At 44.6% G+C, this 17,709-nt stretch carries 11 protein-coding genes; 6 read left to right on the top strand and 5 right to left on the bottom strand.

Going from position 1 to position 17,709, the window contains the following annotated elements; all coding sequences use genetic code 11:
- Nucleotides 1-13: 13 nt before the first annotated feature.
- Both FHS86_RS07920 and FHS86_RS07915 read right to left on the bottom strand, forming a co-directional pair.
- Complete coding sequence (locus FHS86_RS07920; protein ID WP_429412455.1) at nucleotides 14-5,557, bottom strand: T9SS type B sorting domain-containing protein; 5,544 nt, start codon at nucleotides 5,555-5,557, stop codon at nucleotides 14-16.
- A 46-nt stretch (nucleotides 5,558-5,603) separates the two neighbouring features.
- On the bottom strand, nucleotides 5,604-5,939 hold the full coding sequence (locus tag FHS86_RS07915) for a hypothetical protein (protein WP_429412454.1): 336 nt from the start codon (nucleotides 5,937-5,939) through the stop codon (nucleotides 5,604-5,606).
- A gap of 89 nt (nucleotides 5,940-6,028) precedes the next feature.
- Here FHS86_RS07915 and FHS86_RS07910 point away from each other — a divergent pair, with 89 nt between their 5' ends.
- The 6 genes from FHS86_RS07910 to FHS86_RS07885 all read left to right on the top strand — a co-directional run bounded on the left by FHS86_RS07910 (nucleotide 6,029) and on the right by FHS86_RS07885 (nucleotide 12,316).
- Nucleotides 6,029-6,712 (top strand): tRNA/rRNA methyltransferase, encoded by a 684-nt coding sequence (locus tag FHS86_RS07910; protein WP_429412453.1) that lies wholly within the window; start codon nucleotides 6,029-6,031, stop codon nucleotides 6,710-6,712.
- A gap of 86 nt (nucleotides 6,713-6,798) precedes the next feature.
- Complete coding sequence (locus tag FHS86_RS07905; RefSeq protein ID WP_429412452.1) at nucleotides 6,799-7,350, top strand: RNA polymerase sigma factor; 552 nt, start codon at nucleotides 6,799-6,801, stop codon at nucleotides 7,348-7,350.
- A gap of 1 nt (nucleotide 7,351) precedes the next feature.
- Nucleotides 7,352-7,897, top strand: a complete 546-nt coding sequence (locus tag FHS86_RS07900; RefSeq protein WP_429412451.1) for a hypothetical protein — start codon at nucleotides 7,352-7,354, stop codon at nucleotides 7,895-7,897.
- Complete coding sequence (locus FHS86_RS07895; protein ID WP_429412450.1) at nucleotides 7,878-8,915, top strand: DUF4097 family beta strand repeat-containing protein; 1,038 nt, start codon at nucleotides 7,878-7,880, stop codon at nucleotides 8,913-8,915. The genes FHS86_RS07900 and FHS86_RS07895 overlap by 20 nt, the downstream gene beginning before the upstream one ends.
- An 85-nt stretch (nucleotides 8,916-9,000) precedes the next feature.
- Complete coding sequence (locus FHS86_RS07890; protein WP_429412449.1) at nucleotides 9,001-10,410, top strand: redoxin domain-containing protein; 1,410 nt, start codon at nucleotides 9,001-9,003, stop codon at nucleotides 10,408-10,410.
- A gap of 82 nt (nucleotides 10,411-10,492) precedes the next feature.
- Entirely contained in the window at nucleotides 10,493-12,316 is a 1,824-nt protein-coding gene (locus FHS86_RS07885) for an ATP-binding protein (RefSeq protein ID WP_429412448.1), read from the top strand.
- On the opposite strand, the gene FHS86_RS07880 is transcribed toward FHS86_RS07885, so the two are convergent.
- The 3 genes from FHS86_RS07880 to murB are packed head-to-tail and all read right to left on the bottom strand — an operon-like array spanning nucleotide 12,313 to nucleotide 17,559.
- Nucleotides 12,313-14,475, bottom strand: coding sequence for a T9SS type A sorting domain-containing protein (locus tag FHS86_RS07880; RefSeq protein WP_429412447.1), 2,163 nt, complete (start codon nucleotides 14,473-14,475; stop codon nucleotides 12,313-12,315). The genes FHS86_RS07885 and FHS86_RS07880 overlap by 4 nt on opposite strands.
- Nucleotides 14,475-16,514 (bottom strand): excinuclease ABC subunit UvrB, encoded by a 2,040-nt coding sequence (gene uvrB, locus FHS86_RS07875; protein ID WP_429412446.1) that lies wholly within the window; start codon nucleotides 16,512-16,514, stop codon nucleotides 14,475-14,477. The genes FHS86_RS07880 and uvrB overlap by 1 nt, the downstream gene beginning before the upstream one ends.
- Entirely contained in the window at nucleotides 16,504-17,559 is a 1,056-nt protein-coding gene (gene murB / locus FHS86_RS07870; protein ID WP_429412445.1) for a UDP-N-acetylmuramate dehydrogenase, read from the bottom strand. Before murB ends, uvrB begins: the two co-directional genes overlap by 11 nt.
- Between the last annotated feature and the right edge of the window lie 150 nt (nucleotides 17,560-17,709).

The raw sequence follows: 17,709 nt of genomic DNA, 5'->3' as shown, positions 1-17,709 counted from the left end.
TTACCCCAATTTACTATCTGTGCCTCAGAATGGTTACCGTTCCATACTCCAGATGTTCTTTTTCCAACGTTACATCAGCATTGTAGATATACATGTAAGTACCTGCAGGTACCGGCCTGTGATCCAAATCGAGCCCATCCCAAGTGAGCCCTTCTTCGGGAACCAGTCCTGAAAATTCGTATACCAACTCTCCGTATGCTGTAAATATTTTAAGATTCACATTACTCTTTTCGTACTGGCTCACCGTCCACAGGTCATTCTGACCGTCGTTGTTTGGTGTAAATATTTTCGGGAAAACATCATCGCATTCCGACGTATCGGCTATCAGCTCAAACTGATAGCTGACATCGCATTCGGTGATGTTATCGATGAAATGAATCTCGTACAGGCCGGCTGTAAATTTGTAGCTCACCGTATCGTGATTAACCGAGTAGGTCCATTCTTTCACGTTCACCAAATCGGATTCGGGTGGCAGACTTACCTGTGCACTGTCGGTGGCTTCATCTCTGAAGATCTGATCGAAGAACACCTCACTGTACTTGTTATAAATGGTATCGTGCTTGTAAATGTGGTAGCGCACTCCGTCTTTCAGGTAGCCGGTCACTTCGAGCATCACCCTTCCGTCTTTGGTCGACGGACAATAAGGATCTTTCACCACATCTACCTCTACTTTTACGGTATCGTGAATCGGATAAATGTAGGTAGTCAGAAAATCAACATCCTGTCCGGGTACCTTGGCTTTGCAATTATAATAGTCGCTAACGTAAGCATATAAATTCATTCCGGTTGGTACGTTCACCAAACCATCATCATCCTGGTTGGCCGGAACAACATTTCCAACACCTTCCATACTTTGAACCCAATATTTATAAGGCTGTGTTCCACCATCAACAGTATATTGTATGGTTCCCTGATCACCGTTGCACTTCGGGCGTGTCGGATCAATACTCTTCAACCAGAGGGTGTCGGCCGGCAACCAGCTGTATGATGCCACCGGATCGCTGGTTTTCGAAACATTCAGGTTTTCAGCATAACAGCCTTTGTGATCCTTCACATAAATTTCGTAGGTATTGTCATAAACAAACAGGTACTCCGACTTATCGCCAATGGTATCGCGGGTGGTCGGACGACTCTCGTCGGCCTGGCTTACAAAGGCTTCGGCAAACAGGCGGTCTTCGACCGACAAATAATAAGGAGCCGTACCACCATCGTATTCAACCGAAAGTGTTCCATACTGACGGTCCCAGCATCGAATCTCATTTTTGGTGAGTGTGGCAACAAAAGCATCGGGCCATTCTATTTCGATCTCTTCAAAAGCGGCCACACAACCCATCGAATCTTTTACTACCGGATTGATGGTATGGCTGCGCACGTTGATAAACAATTCACTGTTTTGGTAGCTAGTTCCTCCGTCAATACTGTACTGATAGTTTCCCGGTGTGCCATATAAATTCTCATCGAGATGGATGATGGTTGAATCATCGGTACTGTAATTACAGTTTTTACCATCGGCATCGACACTGCTAATGACCAGTTTAGGCGGATTGATTATTCTCACCGGAACAGCAATGGTATCACTACAGCCTCTTTCATCGATAACAACCGGTGAATACATGCCACCGCTTAGCTTCGTTAACTTAAAGTTTGTAGTACTTTCAACCGAAAAATCAGGAGTAATTGCTGCATCGTCATCATCCTGCTTAAAGGAATAACTTCCTGTTCCACCTCTTACATTCACTGTAATCCAGCCATCGCCCATATTGTAGCAGCTTACCTGGCGGTGGGCTACTTTTTCGATACGGATGGCTGCTGGATTTACAACAGAAAAATTGACACTTGCTGAACAGTTATTCTCATCCATCACTTCGATGGTGTAATTTACTGTTACATCCATATTGGGTGTATTGGATAATTCACCCAATCCGTTAAATTCACCAACATTCTTGGGTCCTTCAATCAGTGCTTCTCCTTTGTATAAATAAAATTGTCGGGCACCTGTTCCACCATCGGCTTGTATTTTTACACTTCCGTCTTCGCTATTATAGCAACTAACATTGGTCACCTCGGCTGGGAGGAGCACCAATTCAGCCGGATCGGCAATGGTTATGGTTTCGGTCCATACGGTTTCACACTTTCCGCGTGAGTCACGTACAAATACCTGATAGTTCCCGTTGTCAAGCCCTTCAATGTCGGGTTCATTCTGATAGGCGGTATTGCTTACTTTGTACTGTAAGCCGGTATAAGGCTCTCCTCCGTTTGCACTGATGCTGATCACAGCATCGCTTTCTCCGGCACAGCTGATGGCACTGGATACAACGGCTTCGTCAATAACTATTTGCTGGGGTTGGAAAATGATGGTATCCTGATTATTGACCAGTGCAGCACAACCTTTGCTGTCGCGAACATTGACAAAATATTCACCGGCAGCCAGATTACGGAATTCGCGGCTGGTTTGCTCTGCACGGTTGGCATCACCGCTCAGGGCGTAGAGATAGGAACCGCTACCACCCGTTGCCAAAACTTCGATGCGTCCGTTGGACTGGTCATAACAAACAACCGAATCGACATCGGAAAAAGTAAATTCGACCGGAGTAGGTTCTTCAATTTTAACGTTTTCAATATTCGATTCACAACCATTGGCATCGCGCACAACCAGTTCGTAACTGCGGCTTTCCAGACCATCGGCAATGGTTACCTGATTACCAGCAAAATCGACACTGGCAGTTCCAGAACCTTCAAGTCCGTATGAATAAGGACCAACACCACCGCTAACTGCAATTGTAATTTCAGCATCGTCGGCACCAAAACAGGAAACGTTCTTTTGGTTTTCAATACTAAGAACAAGCAGTTCAGGCTGAGCTACATCAAAGTAACGAACAGCCGAACAGCCATCGTCGCTCGTTGCTGTAATGGTATATGATCCACCAGGTAAATTGAAACTTGAACCTGCCAGACCGTTCAGATCAACACCCTGCCCTTTAACATTGATATGCTTATCTGTGTTAGGCCAGCCACCACTGACCGTAATGCTCACTTCAGCTAAATCGCCGTTACATGCTATTGGCTGCAAAACAACAGGTTCATCAATGGTAAAATCTTCAGCAGGCTCTTTGATCTCAACATCATCCGGATTAGTAAGTATACAACCGGCATCATCAGTCACCGTAATGCTGTAAGTACCTGCCGGTACATTGTTAAATACAATGTTTCCATTGCTCGAAGACTGTGTCAGACTTCCAAGCATCACTTCATAACCGGGTGTTCCACCATTGATCGTAAACGACAACGTACCATTATTCCTGGCTTTGCAGGTCTCATCGGTAGAACTTAGATTATTGATTGTTAAGCCCTCGGGTTCAAATACTTCTACATCAATTGCTTTTGAGCATCCATTAATATCGATGATGGTTATTACATGGGTTTCGCCATTTTGCGAACCACTTAAACCGTCGACCACCGTAGTCGTTCCTCCTGTAAAAGGTAGTACGGTACCATTATCCAGCTGGTAGGAAAAGGGAGAAGCACCCTGCACGGTAAGCGGCAATTGCGCCAGCTCACCACTGCAATTTATCATAATAGAGTCGTTGTAGCTGCTTACAATGATTTGTTTCGACGAACTGATCGTAAATGTGGTATCCTTAGAGGCACAAGTTAAGTCACTCCAAATTTTTAAGGTATAAACCGAAGCCGAAAGATCAATAAAATTGGCTGAACTACCGGTTTGTGTTTCTAATTCTGTGCTTCCTTTATATAAGGTATAAGTCATGGTGCTTTGACTTCCCCCGCTGGCACTGACACTCAGGTTGGTCGTTTCGCCATAACACAGGTTAGCACTCGAAAACTCAAAATCATTAATACTGATCTCAACCGGCTCGCTCATTGAGAAGCTTACGGGTGATGCTGTACAAGCATTTTTGTCTTTAACAAGAACTGTATAGTCACCCGCAATCAAATCGGCAATTTCTGTCGTGCCTGTTGCATTACGGCCGTTACGCTCTAATTCTCCGCTTAAATCGTAGGTGTAACCTCCGTTACCACCGGTAATACTAATGCTTACAGCACCGTCATTGCCCGACGGACAGCTTACATTTTCAATTGATCCGGGAACGATGGTAGCGCTTAGCTCGTCGGGCTGTGTAATAACAATCTGGGCATCGTCGGTTCTACATCCATTATCATCTTCAACATAAACAGTATAAGACCCGGCTGCTAGCTGAATCTCAGCTACACTATTATATAAGGTAGTGCCAACATAAAATTTATAGGGTTGCTGACCACCGCTTACAGGAATCTGAACTGTACCATCGGCAGTACCAAAACACGAGGTGCTCCCACCTTCGGGTGCAGCGGTGTATACTAATGGTGAGGCTGGTCCGGGAACATTTATATTTTTAGTTCTTGCGCAGCTGGGAACTTCTGCATCACGTGCCGTAATAGTATAATTTCCTTCACCAACCAGGGTAAAGGTATGGCTTGTACCATAGACAACAGGAGGTGAAAGCTGGTCGTTATTTGGGTCACCATCGTTATTGTCAAGCGCAATAATCATATTTTTTCCTGCTTTGCCACCATTAACAGCAACCGTAATTTCTACTGTTTCGCCAAAACAATCGATGCTTCCTACAAGGTTTTCCTGAATATCCATTTCAAGAACAGGATCGATGGTGAAGTTGCGTTTGACTGCTGTACATCCGTCGCGCCAAACTGTAAGCTCGTAGTCTCCCGCATCGAGACCGATGTAGGAATTGCTGCTGTTTAAGCTGTAGCTGGTATTTCCTGTACTTGTATTTTCAAGTGTCATATTAAAAGCATCGACACCGGTATTTTGTGGCAGGCCGGAAATAACAGCACTTCCGCTTTCACCATAACACGCAATTTGAACCGGTGAAACCGTTGGATTAAGCTCGGCTGGTTCAGTTATATCCAGTGAGCCTTTATAATTACTTGAACAGCCATTGGCATCAACAACAGTCAGAGAATAGGTACCTTCACCCAAGCCTGAAAAGTCTCCGTTATTATTAGAACCAAATAAAGTAAGATCTTCATATAAGCGATAAGTATAGGAAGTATTAAGCCCACCTTCAGCTTCAAAAAATACATCAACAGTTTCTCCAGTACACTGAGGTTGTGTTAATACCTGCTCTAAATTAACACTCAAAACAGGCAAATCAGTTAATGTTCTTTTTGCAGAACCAAGACCACCATCTGCATCTGTCACAAATACAGTATATTCACCAGCATCCAGATTTTCAAATGTATACGTAGCTGGCTGATTTGAAATAGGTGTCTGAGCAGTTTGTCCGGTTTTTTGAATTTGAAAAGTATATGGAGCTGTTCCTGTTCCGGTTTCAATCGTAACACTAATTTTTCCATTACTTTCTCCTGCACAACGGGGTGGCGTAGTAGTTAATAATGGAATGACTGCCAGCGGAGCCATCACTTCATTTCTCTCTCCATCAGTTAGCGCGGTTGGCGTGGTGTTGGCATTTGTCCCCAAAACAATTGATCCAAAACACATTAAAGCGCAACCTGCAATGCTTAATCGCTTTAAAAACATATTTATTGTTTAAATAGTTTTATCACTTGTTAATTCCATTTTTTCCTTATTTGTTACCATGTGAAAGGAAAAAAAATGCGATGGAGAGCGGAAGCAGGTGATTTACAACACCATAAAATCCGTCGACTACATCAAGATATATGTTAAATGCTACTGCAAGCAGTAACAGTAACGCACTGTAAACCGTTAAATTGTCTTTTTTCCTAAATCCACCAATCAATAAACTCAGAGCGGCTATCAGATAAACCAGTGCAAAGATGAAAGAAACATCTAAAAAATCAAGATAAACCAGCGTACCATGATAAAATGCTATCAGGTAAATCACCAGTGCTATTCTCAACAACCACTTTGAAAATTGAATCCCCGATTTCAATGGTTTCATACCAAGCGCCCCAAATTAGGTGATTAAAACAAAAATATTCATTTTTGTCAGTAAACCGCAATTTTATAAAAAAAATTTCAATTTTATATATGATTTTCAATTTCTTACTTGTAGAACCTGCAAGTCCTGCCAATGTAGGAGCTGCTGCCAGGGCCATTAAAACCATGGGCTTTAAACACCTACGTTTAATTAATCCCTGTGACTATTTATGCGACGAAGCCCGATGGCTTGCCCATGCTTCCAACGATATCCTTGAGTCGGCAACCGTTTATGGCAGCCTTGAAGAAGCCACAGCCGATCTCGATTTTGTTGTGGGCACCACGGCCAAACAACGCAGTGTGAAAGAAGACTACCTTCCCCTTAAGCTGCTTAAACCGTCGATCGACAGCAAAAGTGGCTCAATAAACAAATTGGGAATTGTGTTTGGACGCGAAGACAGCGGACTGCGAAACCATGAGCTGAAACGCTGCGATCTGGTAAGTACCGTGCCGCTCGTCAAGCCCTACCCTTCGCTGAACCTGGCTCAGGCTGTCATGCTGTACGCCTACGAATTATCCACCATTCAACAAGCTGAAACAATCAATCTTCAAAGCGAAGCAGCAAGCTTTCAACAATTGAAAAAGAAAATTGAGCGCTTGCTTCATCAAATAGGAATGAAGGAAGAAAGCAATATTTTTCCACGAATCATCGAACGCCTGAACCTGCTTAGCGATACCGATGTTCATTTATTGCATTCTATCAGCAATAAAATCTTAGAAAATTCAGAAAAATAATTCAATCGAAAAGATTTTTAATCATCGCGCTCGTGAACTGTAACATTTAAAAAACACTTCCGTCAATAAGGCGAACGATCAAAAGTATGGAAGACCAATTACTAGCCCATATCATCGAAGAGTGTAAAAAAGGCAGGCGACAGGCACAATTAGAACTTTACCAACGCTACTACAAAGGAATGTACAGCGTGAGCAGAAGAATATTAAAGCACCCTGCCGAAGCCGAAGATGCCATGCAGGAAGCCTTTCTGGCTGCCTTTAAGCAGCTGCACACGTTCAGGGGCGAAGTAAGTTTTGGCAGCTGGCTGAAACGCATCGTCGTCAACCGTTCAATTGATCTGCTCCGACAAAGAAAAGTACATTACGACGACTTGTCGAAGCTGGCCGACAGGGCCGACGATGCTGAAGCCAACGAGGTGGAAGGTCTTAATCCGCACATGGTCAGAAATGCCATCGATCAACTGCCCGACAACTACCGTGTGGTGCTGTCGCTTTTTTTAATCGAAGGCTACGACCATGATGAAATTGCGGAAATACTTAAAATCTCAAACGGTTCGTCGCGTACTATTTATCACAGAGCCAAAGCAAAGCTAAAAGAGGCCCTGCTTGAAATGAAAACAACTTTAAACGAAGCATAAGATGGATCAACTGGAAAAGATAATTGGAGGAATGAAGGAAGCGCTTCACGACGAACAGCCACACGAGGGACACCTCGAGCGCTTTCGGATGAAGCTGGATGCCAGGGGCCAAAAGAAGCGCTGGTTTCAAAACAAATACCTGCTGTCGGCCGTCAGCGCTGCAGCGGCGGTGGCTCTCCTACTACTGCTTGTACCAAGGGAACAGGATACGCAAAATACCATGACCCTGGGCAGCATTTCGCCGCAATATGCCGATGTGGAATACTATTATACCAGTTCGATTGACAAACAGGCAGAAAAACTGGAAGCACTCAACCAGCAAATGGGAGGAGATCAGGGACTTGAGCTGCTAATTAACGAAGTAAAGCAATACGACCAGGTATATCAGCAACTTTGCGCCGACCTGAATACAACACCCAACGACCAAAGGGTGATCAATGCACTGATTACCTATTATCAGACCAAACTTGAGCTCATTAATAAAATTTTAAATGAATTGAATGCACAACAACAAAACAACGATAATCATGAAAACATCAACATTTAAACTGCTTTTGGCCCTTATTTTATTCACACCATTTTTAAGCAGGGCCACTTATGTGAAACAAATTCACAAGGGTTGGGACATCAACAAGGTGGAAGCACTTCAGATTGAGAATAAATTCGGACACATCAACTTTGTTCATACCCGCGACGATTCGGTGGTCATCGATGTCGTCATCGAAATTGAAAACCTGGCCGACAGCAGAGCTGCCGCACTGGCCGATGAGATCAATTTCAATTTTTCATTCGCCGACGGAACCATCAAGGCCCAGACCAGTTTTAGTCCTCAGTTTAAAACCACGCAGGATTTTAGCATACAATACACCATTAATATTCCAGCCGACCGCAACCTGCGGGTAGATAACCGTTATGGAAATGTAAGTCTGAACGACCTGAATGCACACGGAGACTTCAGAATTCATTATGGAAACTTCCAGGCCCAGGATCTGCTCAGCCCCGACGGTCAGCCCATCCGTTTCGAAATAAAATATGGAAATGCCAATTTCTCCAAGGCCAGTTTGATCGATGTACAAATTGCCTACGGAAAAATTAACGCCTTCCAAATCGGTAAAGGCCGTTTCGATTCAAAATATTCGGTAATAAAAATCGACGAGACCCAACAGCTGAAAGCAGTGTCGCAATACGACCATTACGAAATAGAACGCTGCGAAATCCTGATGGCTGATTCAAAATTTACAGGATGGAACATTGACCAGCTGAACCGTCACCTTGAAATGGAAACCCAGTATGGCGATATTAAAGTGGATGAAGTAGCCGGGAACTTTGAACTGATTTCAATCATTAACCGATACGGAAACATTCGCATCAACATCCCCGAATCCGTCTCGTATCAGCTCGAAAGTGAATGTTATTACTGCAGGGTGAAACATCCCGAAGCCACCATTCTTCAAAAAAGAGATGAAAACAATTACAGCCTGATCAGAGCCTGCATAGGAGATGAAAATGCAAAAGCCTCCGTTAAAATTGAATCGCGCTATGGGAAAGTAAATCTGATGGATTAATGCTGATCCTCACCAAAAATTGCTGCCAAATTTGAAGATTTGGATGAATAATTACTAATTTGCAGCGCTTAAAGCAAGACAGGTGATGGAGAAAAAACTAGCTGGATTAATAATATTTATAATTATAACCCTCGGAAGCAAAGCCGGGGGTTATCGCATTGCAGTAGAGTGGACAGGATTGCGCGACACCTCGGTCTTCCTGGCTCATTACTACGACTCAAACATTTACATCAACGACACCCTGCGTCTCGACGCCACGGGCAAAGGAGTTTTCACAGGCGATTCGCTCCTGAACGAAGGGCTGTACATGCTCTATTTAAATGGGAACAACTATTTCGATTTTCTATTGGGCAGCGATCAGGAATTTTCATTAAAAACTGTCAACAATCACCTGCTTGATTCCTTAAGAATTACCGGTGCAGCCACAACAGAAAAATTTCTTGCTTATCAGCAACACATCCGCAAACAAAGTGAGCGCAAAAAGCAGCTGACAGAAAAAATAAAAACCGATGACGCCCAAATGGCAGCCCGGGCACGCCAGGAACTCAATGAGCTGGATCAAAACATGCAAAGCTACATGACAGCGCAAACCAAGCAGGAAGACAACAGCATGTATGGTTTGTTCCTGAGAGCTGCCAATCCGGTTGAAGTCCCTGCCCCACCAGTCGAACGCGATCATCCCCGCTTCGACTCCATTGCCTGGTTTCATCAATATTTTTTCCAGCGCGACCATTACCTCGACGGCATCGATTTCGGCGATCAGCGCATACTGAATACCCCGCTGGTAAAGCCAAAACTCGAGAACTACTTCAACAAAGTACTCATTCAGTCGCCCGACTCCATCATTCCACAGGCTATAAAGCTTTTAAAAAGGGCCGAATCCAATGTAAATACCTATCAGTATGTTACACAATTTCTGATCAACAACAGTTCCGCATCAAAAATAATGGGCATGGATGCTGTATTTGTAGCGGTTGCCGACGAAGTTTATCTCAAAGGAAAAGCAACTTGGGCCGACTCCACCACCCTGAGAAAAATAGCCGAAGAAGCCTATCTTTCGCGACCCAACCTGATCGGGAAAAAAGCACCTGAACTTATCATGGAAAGTCGCGAAGGCGAACCAAAGAGCCTTCACCAGCTCCAGGCCGACTTTACCCTGCTTTTGTTTTATGAAACCGATTGCGGACACTGTAAGAAAGAAGTTCCCAAAATTTACAACGATTTCTATCTGAAAAATCTCGACCACAACATCGAAGTATACGCCGTTTGTATGGACGACAAACGGGAAACCTGGGAAAACTTCATCGATGAACACGAGCTGGCAGGCTGGAATCACGTTTGGGATCCGCAGCATCAAAGTCGCTTCCGGATCAAATACAATGTAAAAACTACTCCCATGATTTATCTGCTAGATAAGGACAAAATGATCAAGGCTAAAAAAATTGATATTGAAAATTTATCTAAGCTAATCTCAATATTGCTCAACGAAAATTAGACTTTAATCAAAATTTTGCTTTTTAATTTGAGATATTGTTAAATTAGTTTTTCATTTAGGACGAGAAATAACAGATCATTATATGGGGCAATTAATAGATTTCAATGGGATACCTGTGCCGCTACTTTTGCTTAATACCAGCAGCGGAGACATACGGCCCAATCGATATTTCATGCACGAATTCGATCATTCACCAACACAGCTCGATGCAATCAAAAAGAGCGTGCTTGATCACAATGAATTTCCAAATCCTCCCGAATCACCCCTCACAATCAACACCTTGGGAAAAGACGCCACCGGATACCAGGTGGGCATTCAGCTGAAAGTAATACAATTCGAAAAGCAGCAATTGCTAATTACAGTCCAGTCAACCAGCCCCTCTGCCAGAGAGCTTTTCAACGATACCAATTTTAAAAGTCTTTACAACGACATCCCCCTGGGAATCATTATTAAGCAAAGCGACACCAACGAAACCTTTTTTGTTTCCCAATACCTGGTTGACAAAATCGGCTACAGTTTTGAGGAAATTGCATCCAAACCCTGGAAATCGTTTACCTACAAGGATGACATTCCCATGCAGGAAAGCATCATGGAGGATTCGAAAGAAAATGAGACAGCAACCCTGGTTTTTGAAAAGCGAATTGTTTCAAAATCAGGCAAGCTTTATTGGTTCGGACAGTATATACGAAATTTTACCAGCAGGGGGAAACCCTACCAGGCCATTGTTTTGCGCGACATAACCCGCGAGAAGGAAACCGAAGCTGAATTGCACCGCGCCAAACACATTGTGGAGGACGCCGAGCGTTTAAAGTCGGCCTTCCTCGACAACATGCCCCACGAAATCCGGACTCCGCTGCATGCCATTACCGGTTTTACCAGTTTGCTGAGCGATTCTGACTTGTCACACGATGAACGCCTCGAATATGTTAAGTTCATTCAGGACAGCAGCAACGACATACTGAACCTGATGGACAACATCATCGAAATTGCCAAACTCGAAACCAACCAGGTGAAACCCCGAAAAGAAAAGTGTTACATCAACAGCATCATCGACAAGCTGTATGCCGACATTCTTTCAAAACAAAGCATTCTGGAAAAAGAGCATCTCGACATCATCATGAAAAAGGACAACAACGATCCGTTATTCATGATTATTTCCGATCCCGAACGCATCTATCAGATCATTTCGCATTTGCTAAACAACGCATTGAAATTTACCGATCAGGGAGAAATCGAATTTGGTTACCGGCTCCAAAGTAAAAACCGGATTGAATTTTTTGTGCGCGATACGGGTATTGGCATAGAACCACGAGAAAGGGAAATCATTTTCAAGAAATTTGGAAAATCGGGCAACATCAACACCAATAAAAACAGGGGCAGCGGTTTGGGGCTCACCCTTTCGAAAAAACTGATTGAGTTGTTGAACGGTGAAATCACACTCGAATCGGAGAAAAACAAGGGAAGCACCTTCCGTTTTCACATTCCCATCGAAAATGAACCGAAAATATCGATCACCAAACCTTCGGTTTCGGGCGACATCAACTGGAGCAGCAAAACCATACTGATTGCTGAAGATACCGAGTCAAACTATTTCTTTATTGAAGCCTTTCTCGAGCGGACGCATGTGAATCTGTTGTGGGCACAGGATGGAGAAGAAGCTGTTCAAATGTTCAAAGACAATCATGTAAATCTGGTACTGATGGACATTATGATGCCTGAAAAAGACGGATACGATGCCACACGCGAAATCAAGGCCATCAATCCCGACATACCGGTCATTGCACAAACTGCGTTGGCCCTGCCCGATGATGAAGAAAAATGTTACAACGTAGGTTGCGACTATGTGCTGGTTAAACCCATCAACAGCGAAGACCTGATTGCGACCATTAAACGCTTTATAGCTTAGTAACTCCCGGTAAACAGGAGTTGCTGAGCAGATGGAATCCCGTCGCTAATAAGCTGTACCATATAGATTCCAGGATGAAACCCTCTTAAATCGATGCTGGCATAGTGCCGGCCACCATACACTTCATGGTACAATAAGCGACCGGTACGATCGTATATTTTCACCTGCTGATCAGCTGCAGTTTCATTAAAAGCCAAAGTTATACTTTCCGAAGCCGGATTAGGATAAACGATGAATCCCTGCTGATGGTCATCGATGGTGTCGACCGAATTGACAAAAGTTGCTCCACACACGGTGGCCTCCATCAGCAAAGAAGCCCCTCCTTCATCATTTTCTGAAGCCATTTCCCATGTACCATCACGTAAAAGAAACAGGCTGGCATTGGAAGGCAGATTTCTGTAGGAAGAATGATAAAAATACAGGCTGTCCTTCGGACTCACCGGATGTACCGATACAAAGAAATTGCCTTTAAGATGGAGTGTTTCACCCAGATCGAAGTAATTCATGGCTTTCAAAGTCAGCTCATTCATCTGGAAAACATAACTTTTCTCCAGCACAGTGGGCAGCTCATTGCCGGTATAAATAGAAATTTCAAACTGTGGATTGACAGAGTGTGCTGCATAGCTGTGAATTCCGAGCGAAATACCCGACAACCAGGCTTCATCCAACTGGCCAAACAACTCAGCTACAGCATCACTTTCCCGCACAACGAGCACATTGCCTGAATTTTTCAACTCATCCTCAATCAGAAAATTGGAAATCAAAGTACAGCTTTCATCTCCCGAAGAATAGGGATCGTAGCCATTCAGTTCAAGAATGCCCGAATTCAACGGATCGAGCCAGTATTTCAGTTGATGTTCCTTCTCTTTACGGTAGTTCCACATTTTATCGAATCGTCCAAAAGCGTCGTACGACAAGTTGGTACACGAAGCATAGCCCCCCGACAAGGTGCCGGTTAACTGCAGTTTTCGGTTAAAGAGTCCGGCACCCGACGAACCAGCCTCGGTGGTTCCTTCCTCCCAGTTACCCACCTTCCAGTGACCATTCTTAATCAGATAGCGCGAAAATGAAAGGGAATCACCGACTCCTTCATCGGTCGATATCTTTTTGGTATCACCATTGGGATGATGAATACTGCGGCTGTATTGTGGTACTTCACCACTTGCATTCCATCCTGCATAATAAGGACGGTAATTGGCCGGGGGCACCCTGCTCAATTCTACCAGCATAAAATCGAGACTGTCGAACCAGGCCACCGCTGTGGCTCCGCTCACCGATTGCAGATCGTAACCATCTATTTCGGAACAATAAGGACTTTCATAGTTAAAATCGAAAAGCGTGAGCTCGGCATTGGCGGGTTTGTCAAAAATATGATACGCCGAAATCAGGTAGGGTTTACCATTTTCCGAGCTGTTATTTAAAAGGGTGGCAGTTCCCAGTTCATCATCCGACAAAATGCGGCAAACTGCCCGTTGCTGAAGCTGCATTCCATACGAAGGTTCACAATTAATATCGACGTTACACGGGCCCGATATTCGGCGTGTCCAACGGTTTTTGTAGGGTGGAACGATGCCCAGGAAATCGTGATTCACCTTTCCTATTTCCAGTTCAGCTTCAAAAGCGGCATCGAGGGGTTCTTCATACTGAATTAGAAGTGTTTCACCGGCCAGCGGATAAGTGGCCAATTTCTTAAAGGGTTTATTGTTGGCAGCAGTGAAAGCACCAAGTACCGTTTCCTGCGAAGGATCGGAAAGAAACAGGCGTGCCCCTTCGGGCAGGTGGAACTTTGTAAAGATGACATTCAGCGATTTGGCACCTTCCGATCGGATCAAAAGCTGCCAAATCCGGTATCCCTCCTGCTCCATCATCCTTCCTGAATTTTCGGGAGTCAGTTTTACCTCAAACGAATGGGCATATTTGATGCTTTTCCAGGGAGTCAGATCAGGCGGATTCAAGGCTTCCTCATGCAATTCAAAGGCCGGCATTAAAACAAGCTGTTTTTCAACACGCAGTGATTTCAGCGGCTCCAAAGACATGGGACGGCCACCGGTACTGATCTGGGCCCTGACCGAAAATCCCGACACAAGCAGTGTAACAGACAGCAATAGCCCGAAAAGTCGAATCGACTGCCGAATAATATTTGTTAGCAATGGCTTCATTAATCAACGTTATACTTTTTCTTAAGCAGCTCTTTCAACCTGAACATTTCATCACGGTATTGCGCCGCCTGAATAAAGTCAAGCTCTTTGGCACTCTTCTGCATTTCCTTTTTTACCTTCTCGATGGTTTTTTGAAGGGCTTCGCGACTCATGTACTGCACCACCGGATCGGCAGCTACATCGGGTTCCCCTCCACCGGCATAAGCCCTGTTTTCTTCGGCCTGTCTGGCTGCTTTCCGTCTGCTCTCCACCCCAATAATTTCCCTGCTCGCCTTAACAATCGCAGTGGGAGTAATTCCGTTGTCCTGATTGTATTTGAGCTGCTTCTCGCGTCGTAAATTGGTGGCATCAATGGTGAGTTGCATCGAACGGGTAATGGTGTCGGCATACATAATCACCAAACCATTCAGGTTGCGCGCTGCACGCCCCGCCGTTTGAACCAGCGCACGCTCCGAACGCAAAAAGCCTTCCTTATCGGCATCCAGTATCGCCACCAGTGAAACTTCGGGCAGGTCAAGTCCTTCGCGCAGCAGGTTAATCCCCACCAGCACATTAAATTCTCCGTTGCGTAAACCCTCCAAAATTTCAACGCGTTCAATGGTCACTACATCCGAATGAATGTAGCGCGTTTTGATGCCCATGCGAATCAGATAACTTGAAAGTTCTTCCGCCATTCTTTTGGTAAGCGTGGTCACCAGTGTTCGTTCATTTTTTTCGATCCTCACCTGAATTTCATGCATCAGATCGTCAATTTGATTCTGACTGGGACGTACTTCAATCAGGGGATCCAGCAAACCGGTTGGCCGGATGATCTGCTCCACAATGATCCCCTCCGATTTTTCCAGTTCGTAATCGGCAGGCGTGGCACTTACAAAAATCACCTGATTGATCATGCTTTCCCATTCTTCAAACTTTAGCGGACGGTTGTCAATGGCTGCCGGCAGGCGAAAGCCAAATTCCACCAGGGTTTGCTTTCTCGACCGGTCACCACCATACATCGCCCTGATTTGAGGAATGGTTACATGACTCTCATCAACCACCATCAGGTAATCGTCGGGAAAATAATCGAGCAGACAAAATGGACGCGTTCCAGGCAAACGACCATCGAAATAACGGGAGTAATTTTCAATACCCGGACAGTAGCCCAGTTCCTTCATCATCTCCATGTCATACTCTACACGCTCTTCAATCCTTTTGGCTTCGAGCGGCTTTCCGATTTCCTTAAAATATTCAACCTGCTTTACCAGATCATCCTGAATTTCTCTGATGGCAGTCTGAATGCGGGCCTGTGTAGTGATAAAGATGCTGGCAGGATAAATAAGCACCTGTTCCATGGTTTCGAGTACACGGCCTGTTTCAGGATCAAAACTTTGAATTTCTTCAATCTCATCACCCCAGAAAACCACACGAACAGCCGTGTCGGCATAGGCAGGAAAAATATCAATGGTATCGCCCTTCACCCTGAAATTGCCCCGGTTGAATTCCACTTCGTTGCGCGAATACAGACCATCGACCAGCTTGCGTAAAAATGCATTCCGGGCCATCATCTGACCTGTTTTCACTTCAACCAGGTTGGCATGAAAATCTTCAGGATTTCCAATACCATACAAACACGAAACCGATGAAACCACAATAACGTCGCGCCGGCCCGACAAAAGTGCCGAAGTAGTACTCAGTCGCAGCTTTTCCAGTTCGTCATTAATCGAAAGGTCTTTTTCGATGTAAGTATCCGTTATCGGCAAATAGGCCTCGGGCTGATAATAATCGTAATACGAAACAAAATATTCAACTGCATTGTCAGGAAAAAACTGCTTCAATTCACTGTAAAGCTGGGCTGCCAGCGTTTTATTGTGACTCAACACCAGCGTAGGCCGCTTTACCTCTTCGATGACCTTGGCCACCGTAAAGGTCTTACCCGACCCGGTCACTCCGAGCAAAGTCTGGGCAATCTGGTCGGCTTCGATTCCCTTTGCCAGTTGATCGATGGCCTGCGGTTGATCGCCGGTAGGCTGGTAGCCCGATATTACTTTAAACTCCATGATCGCTTGTAATGCTTTTACCAATATCCATCCCAATTAGATTCACTTCGGGGCTTAAGCGGATACCAAATTTGTTGTAAACCGATTTTTGAATTTTCTCTGCCAGATCGATGATTTCTTCACCTGTTGCCGATCCATAATTCACCAACACCAGGGCCTGTTTAGGATGTACTCCTGCATCGCCTTTCCGAAAGCCCTTCCAGCCACATTGTTCAATCAGCCAGCCGGCTGCCACCTTCATCACCGAGGCATTTACAGTAGCATAAACGGGCATTGCTGGATATTGTTTTTGCAACTGCAGGGCAAATGCTTCCTCCAGTTCGGGATTTTTAAAGAAACTGCCCGCATTGCCTGTAAGTGCCGGATCAGGAAGTTTCGAATTCCGGATACTAATCACCGCCTCGCGCACCTTTTCGAGGCTTGCTTCACCGAGCCTGGTCACTTCTTCTTTCAAAGCTCCATATTCAAGATGAAACTCCGGAAATTTATCCAGCTTAAAAACAACCGATGTCACCACTACTTTGTTTCTCAATTCATTCTTAAAGACAGAATTTCGATAGGCAAAATGACATGCTTCGTTAGAAAATTCAACTCTTTCACCGGTTTCAAGCGATATTCCCCTCACCTTAACAATCCGTTCGCCCACCTCAACACCATAGGCACCAATGTTCTGAACCGGCGCAGCTCCTACTTTTCCCGGTATCAGCGAAAGGTTCTCAAGTCCGCCCAGCTGATAGCTCACCGAAAGACGCACCAGCTCATCCCATTCCACCCCGGCACCGGCTTCGAGGTACACGTAATTCCGGTCTTCATCCTCTTCAAGCAGACCGGGAATATTCGGGTGAATAATCAATCCGCCATAGTCTCCGGCAAAAAGCAGATTGCTACCGCCTCCCATAACAAGATAATCGTCGGGCAGTGGATGACGGGACAAAAAAGTGATCAGCTCTTCCGATTCGGTAAATTCAAAAAAAGATGCTGCCTTTGCCTTTATTCCAAAGGTGTTGTATCTGCTTAAATCAAAATCGTTGTGCAGGCGTATCATATAAACGTTTCTTCAGTTAAAAATTTCCGGTGAAAGTGCCTTTGATTATTCATCAGGACATTTCAACAAAAGCAATCATGCTTCCAAGCAACTGCTTTGCTGTATATTAACATCAAGCTGTTTTTACACCGGATGATTAAAACTCCAAAT

Source organism: Roseimarinus sediminis, from assembly GCF_050433125.1.
Classification (GTDB): domain Bacteria; phylum Bacteroidota; class Bacteroidia; order Bacteroidales; family Prolixibacteraceae; genus Roseimarinus; species Roseimarinus sediminis.
This window is presented reverse-complemented; position numbering and strand designations above follow the sequence as displayed.